We start from the raw sequence: 6,869 nt of genomic DNA on the forward strand, positions 1-6,869 counted from the left end.
TGGATCACAACACCCTGTGGGAGCTGGCTTGCCAGCGAATGGGGTCACTCCATCTCGATGATGACCTGCTCCTGCCACTTCTGCGGCAGGGCCTTGGAGGTGGCTTCCCACGCCGCTGCATCCTTGATCGGCTGCGCCGCCTTGTACTGCTCGTTGGGCAGCAGCTTGGCCTGTACGTCCGCCGGCAGTTTCAGGTGCTCGGCACGGATCGGCCGCGCATGACCGATGGCCAGGTTGGTCTGCCCGGCATCGCTGAAGATGTACTCACGGGTCAGCTTGGCCGCATTCGGGTGCCTGGCGTATTTGTTGATGATGGTGGTGTAGCCCGACATCACCGTGCCGTCGGACGGGATCAGCACTTCGAAACGCTTCGGATCGATCTGCTCGCGGTAGCTCAGGCCGTTGAAGTCCCATACCACGCCGACCTCGATCTCGCCTTTTTCAAGGGTCTGGATGGTCGGGTTGGCCAGCGACAGGCGCTTCTGCTGGGCCAGCTTGGTGAACAGCTGCAGGCCCGGCTCGATGTTCTTCTCGTCGCCCTTGTAGGCAATGGCTGCAGCCAGCACGCCGTTGGCCGCCTGGGCGGCGGTACCGACGTCACCGATGGCGACCTTGTACTTGCCCTTTTCCAGGTCATGCCAGGTCCTGGGGATATCTGCTTCCTTCACCAGTTGCTTGTTGATGATGAAGGCGATGGTGCCGGTGTAGGCCAGGGCCCAGTGGCCGTCTGCATCCTTGGCCCAGCTGGGTACCTGGTCCCAGGTGCTGGGCTTGTACGGCTGGGTAACGCCCTTGGCCACCGCGATGGGGCCGAAGGCTGCGCCTACGTCGCCGATATCGGCGCTGGCGTTGTCTTTCTCGGCATCGAACTTGGCCACTTCCTGGGCCGAGCTCATGTCGGTGTCCATGTGCTTGAGGCCGTACTTGCTGGCCAGGTCCGCCCAGGTGCCTTTCCAGTTGGCCCAGGCATCGGGCATGCCCACGCTGTTGACGGTGCCTTCCTTGCGGGCGGCGTCCTCGAGGGCCTTGAGGTCGGTGCCCGCGGCCATGGCCGAGGTGCACAGGGCAATACTGGTGCCTAACAGTGAGGCCAGGAAAAGCTGTTTCATCCGAAGCTCCTTGGTGGGTGCCGTGCAAAACGCTGAGGGGTTGCGGTTCGGTTGGTCTAGGTCAGCAATACCTGAGCCAAAGTAGGCCGATTGCATGACAGTTTCATGTCGTCAGGCCGTTGCGCCGACCCTGAAAATACAGCGTAGACCAGATTCAAGTGCTTGATCCGCAACGTCTTGAGCGCCTGTGGCGGGGGCTCTGGGACGACCGTTGGGCGGACCTGTCATGTGCCGTTCACATGGATTGCCTAGGCTTTTGTTTTTAACCCGCGCGTTGTCGGTGCGCCGTTCTGGCCCACCACAGGTGCTGGACTAGTCCAGAAAGGTAACCCTTGATGCGCCCACTGCCTGCACGTGCGGTAACCGCCATCTGTCATGCCCTGCAGGAGCAGATCGAACATGGCTTGTTGCCGCCCGGCTGCAAGCTGCCGGCCGAGCGCAAGCTCAGCGAGGTGTTCGACACCACGCGCATCACCCTGCGCGAGGCACTGGTGCAACTGGAAGCCTGCGGGCTGATCTATCGCGAGGAGCGGCGCGGCTGGTTCGTGGCGCCGCAGCGCCTGACCTACGACCTGATCGAACGCAGCCACTTTCACGCGATGGTGCGCGACCAGGGGCGTCAGCCCAGTACCCAGTTGCTGTCGGCCCGGTTGCAACCGGCGCCTGCAGCGATCTGTGCCCGCCTGCTGCTGCCGGCGCTCTCGAGCGTGATCCAGATCTGCCGGTTACGCCGCATCGACGGGCGTGCGGTGCTGTACGCCGAGCACTACCTGAACCCCGAGTATTTTCCCGGGTTGCTGGAGCTCGATCTGAACCAGTCGCTCACCGAGCTGTATGCGCTGCATTACGGTATCGCCTACGGGCGGGTACGCTTCGAGATACTGCCCACCGCGTTGCCCGTGGCCGCCGCAATGGCGTTGAAGGTATCGGCCGGCAGTCCCGGCCTGCACATCACGCGGGTCAACAGCGACCAGCACGGGCGGCTGATCGACTGTGATCTGGAATACTGGCGCCACGACGCCATCTGCATCAACGCCGACGCCGGTTAGGCGCTGCTGCTGGCAGGCTGATCCTGTGCGGCGCCACCCCCGGCCGTTACCACCTGCACCGACAGGCGCGGGGTGGCCAGGTCCAGGCCGGCTTCGTCGAGCTGGCGCTTGAGTGCCAGGTTGAACGCACGCGACACTTCCCACTGCTTGATCGGCGCGGTCTTGAAGCGCGCCCGCAGCACCGCCGAGCCCGACTCGAAGCTCTCGACCCCTTGCAGCTCCAGCGGCGACCAGATGTTGCGCCGCTGCAGCGGGTCGCTGCGCATCTTCTGGCCCACGTCTCGGATCAGGCTGATGGCCTGGTCGATGTTCATGCTGTGGGGGATGGCGATACGGAAGATCGCGTAGCCGAACTCGCGGGAGTAGTTCTTGATGCTCTTGATTTCGCTGAACGGGATGGTGTGCACGATGCCGTCGATGTCGCGCAGGCGCACGGTGCGGATGGTCAGGCCCTCGACCGTGCCCAGGTGGCCGCCCACATCCACGTAGTCGTCGATCGCCAGCGAGTCCTCGATGATGATGAACAGGCCGGTGATCAGGTCGGCCACCAGCGATTGCGCACCAAAGCCGATGGCCAGGCCGATCACGCCGGCACCGGCCAGCAGCGGCGTGACGTTCATGCCCATGTTGGCCAGGGCGACGATCACCGCAATGATGAAGATGGCCACGAACAGCACATTGCGGATCAGCGGCATCATGGTCTGTGCACGGGCGTTGGCCAGGCCCTTGCGCGAGCGGGTGAGGGCATGGTGCACCGCCGTGTCGCTGAGGATCCACAGCAGCCAGGCGGCGATCAGCGTACCGGCCAGGCCGAACAGGCGCACGGCCACCTCATGCCCTTCGCCCTCGGTGAAGCCGATCAGCGAGAAGCCCCACACACGCAGGCCCAGTTCGATGAACACCAGCCAGATACCCAGGTGCACCAGGGTGTAGCCAAAGCTCTTGAGGCGCTCGGCATACACCGCCTGGCGGCGGTTGGCGCGCCGGGGCTTGAGTGCATGGCGGCGTACCAGGCCGTTGACCACCATGCAGATCACCACCAGCACCGTGCACATCAGCGACTGGCGCAGGGCGGTGCTGGTGTCGCCGGCGGAGATGAACGTGGCGAACAGTGAGATGCCCACCAGCACCAGTGCCGGCAAGTACCAGAAGCTGCCGAGAATCTCGATGGTGTCACTCAGCGCGCGGCGGGTCAGGCGGCGCGACAGCGGCTGGTTGCGGATCAGGTGGGCGATGGGGCGGCGAAAACGCAGGATGAACAACCCGGTCGACAGCGCCGCGAGGATGTTGGCCAGGGTCGCCAGGGCATGTGCCAGGTGGTCGCCCAGGGCGCCGGCCATGCGCGGGTCGTTCATCGCCTCGCCGAAGGCGGCGAAGCTGCCGATCAGCCACAGCGGGCGAAACGCCTGGTGGCGCAGGATGTACAGGGCGCGATGGCGGTGCGGGCCCTCGAGCAGCGAGAAGGCGATCACGCAGATGGCCGAGAAGCAGGTGCCGACCACCAGCGCATAGGCCAGCACCATGGCCATCGACTTGCCCAGCGAGGAGGGCAGGGCGAAGCTCAGGTACACGGTGATGATCAGGGCCACCAGCCACGGGCCGAGCTTGCGCAGGGCGAAGCGCACCAGGTCCCAGGTGCGCGGGTGCTGCGGCAGCTCCTCGGTCAGGCCAAAGCGCAGGCGCAGGCGGTGGCCCAGCCAGTTCAGGGCGTAGGCCAGCAGGCTCCACAGCGCAATGATGGCGGCAAAGCCGAACAGGATCGGTGCCCATTCCTGCACGGGCACCAGGCGTGCGCCAAGCTCGATCTGGGCCAGTTCAAGCTCGCGCGACCAGCGCGAGAACGGGCTGGCGTCGCCACTGAACTGTTTCTCCAGCTCGCCGAAGGTGCTGCCGATCAGGCCCAGCACGCCTTGTTCGGGGGTTGGCTGGGCCTGTCTGGTGGTGTCACGCAGCTTTTTCAGGTCGGCCAGCAGCTTGCTGCGCTGCTGGTCGTTTTCGAGATTCTTGATGACTTCGTCGAGGGATTGCGCGAGGGGTTCGCTGGCTTCGGGCTGGGCTTTGCTCGAGCCGCCGAGCAGGCCCGGCAGGCCGGCCGCGTGGGCGTGGCCGAGGGGCGTGAGGAACAACAGCAGCAGGGTAAGACAACGCAGGAAGGCAGGCACCGGACGATCAACCTCAAACACTCAATCGCCCGAGTGTAGAGCATTTGTCAGGTGAGTTTCTCGAGGATCTTCCACACCATGATACCGAGGATGCCGAGCATGCCGATCCACATCATCAGCACGCCGCTGTTGCGCTCGCGCATGCTGAAACCGACGGTGAGCAGGATCAGCCCGGCGATCACCGGGAGGAACATCATCTGAAACTCGGACATGCGCAAGGTCCTTATGCGGAAGGGATGGCTATGGGGGAGCATAGCGCTAAATGTTTGCGCGCGGGTTGATGAGTGTCAGTGCCGGCCCCTTCGCTGGCAAGCCAGCTCCCACAGGTACAGCAGTGGCTCCAGGGTCACTGCAATCCCTGTGGGAGCTGGCTTGCCAGCGAAGCTTTTAAGCTCAGGGCAGATCGCGGCTCAGGTAGAACGCGGTCAGCACCTTCACCAGGTGCGCCAGGTCCTGGCTGCCGCACAGCTCGCGGATCGAGTGCATGGCGAAGGTCGGCAAGCCGATGTCCACGGTCCGCACACCCAGGTGGCTGGCGGTGATCGGGCCGATGGTCGAGCCACAGCCCATGTCGCTGCGCACCACGAAACTCTGTACCGGTACTTCCTCGGCCATGCACAGGTGCCGGAAGAACCCGGCGGTTTCGCTGTTGGTGGCGTAGCGCTGGTTGTTGTTGACCTTGATCACCGGCCCGGCATTGAGCTTGGGCCCGTGGTTGCCGTCATGCTTGTCGGCGTAGTTGGGGTGCACGCCATGGGCATTGTCGGCCGACACCAGCAACGAGCGCTGGATCGCCCGCACGAAGTCGTCGCCGTCGGGCAGCAGGCGACGCAGGGTCTGCTCCAGCATCGGGCCGTCGGCGCCACACGCCGAACTCGAACCCACCTCTTCGTGGTCGTTGCACACCAGCACGCAGGTCTCGTCGCTGTCGGCCGCAAGCAGGGCCTGCAGCCCGGCGTAGCACGACAGCAGGTTGTCCAGCCGCGCGCCGGCGATGAAGTCGCCATGCAGGCCGATCACGGCCGCGTCCTGGGTGTCATAGAAGCTCAGCTCGTAGTCCAGCACCACGTCGGCGTTCAGCCCGTGCTCGCGGGCCAGTTGCTCGGTGAGCAGGGCGCGGAAATCGACGCGTTCGTCACCGGCGACCTGGGCCAGGATCGGTGGCAGCTCGGTTTGCGGGTTGATCGCCCAGCCTTCGTTGGCGCCACGGTTGAGGTGGATGGCCAGGTTCGGGATTACCGCGATCGGCAGCTTGAAGTCGATCAACTGGCTTTCGACCTTGCCGTCGCGGCGGAACGTCACGCGCCCGGCCAGGGACAGGTCGCGGTCGAACCACGGGGCCAGCAGGGCGCCGCCGTAGACTTCCACGCCCAGTTGCCAGAAGCCCTGGCGTTGCAATTCGGGCTGTGGCTTGACGCGCAGGCACGGGCTGTCGGTGTGGGCGCCGACCAGGCGAATGCCGTCGAGCAGCGGCGAATGACGGCCGAGCTTGATGGCGATGATCGAGGAGTCGTTGCGGGTCAGGTAGTAGCGGCCACCGGGCACGGTGGCCCAGCTGTCACGTTCATCCAGGCGCTGGTAGCCGGCGGCCTCGAGGCGCTGGGACAGGCTGGCGGTGGCGTGGAACGGCGTGGGGGAGGCCTTGAGAAAGTCGATCAGGCCCTGGTTCAGTACATCGCGCATAGGTCACTCCAGACAGCAGTGGCGCGAGTTTAACGTATTGATCACGGATTTGCGTGGGGGCCTTCGCTGGCAAGCCAGCTCCCACAGGTGCAGGGGGATTTCAAGATCACTGCAATCCCTGTGGGAGCTGGCTTGCCAGCGAAGGGCGCGCTGCGGTGCCTCAGAACGGCGCCGGGCACTCGAAGCGCAAGCGCTCCCCGCTCACCGGGTGGGTGAAGCTCAGCATGCTCGCATGCAGGCACAGCCGCTCATGCGCCGCCAGCGCCTCGGGACAGGCATACAACCGGTCGCCCAGCAGCGGATGCCCGATCGACAGCATATGCACGCGCAACTGGTGCGAGCGCCCGGTGATCGGCGTCAGCTCAACGCGGCAATACTCGCCACAGCGCTCCACGATGCGCCAGAAGGTCAGCGCGTGCTTGCCCTGCTCATGGTCCACCACATGCCGTGGCTTGGTCGGCGGGTCGTAGCGCAGTGGCAGGTCGATGCTGCCGCTGTCCAGCGCCGGCTGGCCCCAGCACAGGGCGGTATAAGCCTTCTCGGTCTCGCGGTCATGGAACTGACGTGACAGCTCGCGGTGGCTGTCGGCGTCGCGGGCGAGCAGGATGATCCCCGAGGTTTCCCAATCCAGGCGATGCACGATCAGGGCGTCGGGGTAGCCGTTTTCCTGCAGGCGAGTGATCAGGCAATCCTTGTTGTCGTCGGCGCGCCCAGGCACGGACAGCAGCAGGGTCGGCTTGTTGACCACCAGGACGGCGGCATCCTCATGCAGGATGTGAACGTTGGACAGCGGCATTGCGTGTTCTCTGCAAACGCCAACGGCGGCGGCCGGGCCCAGGCACTGGATGCCTGGGCCCGGCCGCCGC

6 protein-coding genes are annotated in these 6,869 nt (G+C 65.1%); 1 reads left to right on the forward strand and 5 read right to left on the reverse strand.

Translation table 11 applies throughout. The annotated features are described in order from the left end of the window. Window positions 1-44 precede the first annotated feature (44 nt). The gene (locus tag KUO17_RS24120) at window positions 45-1,109 is read right to left on the reverse strand and encodes an ABC transporter substrate-binding protein (protein WP_217978084.1); all 1,065 of its coding nucleotides are present in this window, start codon (window positions 1,107-1,109) and stop codon (window positions 45-47) included. 335 nt (window positions 1,110-1,444) lie between these two features. Here KUO17_RS24120 and KUO17_RS24125 point away from each other — a divergent pair, with 335 nt between their 5' ends. After that, window positions 1,445-2,158, forward strand: coding sequence for a UTRA domain-containing protein (locus KUO17_RS24125; protein ID WP_217978085.1), 714 nt, complete (start codon window positions 1,445-1,447; stop codon window positions 2,156-2,158). Here KUO17_RS24125 and KUO17_RS24130 read toward each other — a convergent pair. From KUO17_RS24130 to KUO17_RS24145, 4 genes are all read right to left on the reverse strand, one after another. Then, a complete protein-coding gene (locus KUO17_RS24130) occupies window positions 2,155-4,320 on the reverse strand; it encodes a mechanosensitive ion channel family protein (RefSeq protein WP_217978086.1) in 2,166 nt (721 codons plus the stop codon). The genes KUO17_RS24125 and KUO17_RS24130 overlap by 4 nt on opposite strands. Before the next feature lie 47 nt (window positions 4,321-4,367). After that, the gene (locus KUO17_RS24135) at window positions 4,368-4,532 is read right to left on the reverse strand and encodes a hypothetical protein (RefSeq protein WP_178116273.1); all 165 of its coding nucleotides are present in this window, start codon (window positions 4,530-4,532) and stop codon (window positions 4,368-4,370) included. A 181-nt stretch (window positions 4,533-4,713) separates the two neighbouring features. Next, entirely contained in the window at window positions 4,714-6,003 is a 1,290-nt protein-coding gene (locus KUO17_RS24140) for a M18 family aminopeptidase (RefSeq protein WP_163940415.1), read from the reverse strand. Between the two features lie 160 nt (window positions 6,004-6,163). Continuing rightward, complete coding sequence (locus KUO17_RS24145; protein WP_217978087.1) at window positions 6,164-6,799, reverse strand: RluA family pseudouridine synthase; 636 nt, start codon at window positions 6,797-6,799, stop codon at window positions 6,164-6,166. Between the last annotated feature and the right edge of the window lie 70 nt (window positions 6,800-6,869).

Origin of the sequence: Pseudomonas aegrilactucae (assembly GCF_019168305.1) — a bacterium.
GTDB lineage: Bacteria > Pseudomonadota > Gammaproteobacteria > Pseudomonadales > Pseudomonadaceae > Aquipseudomonas > Aquipseudomonas aegrilactucae.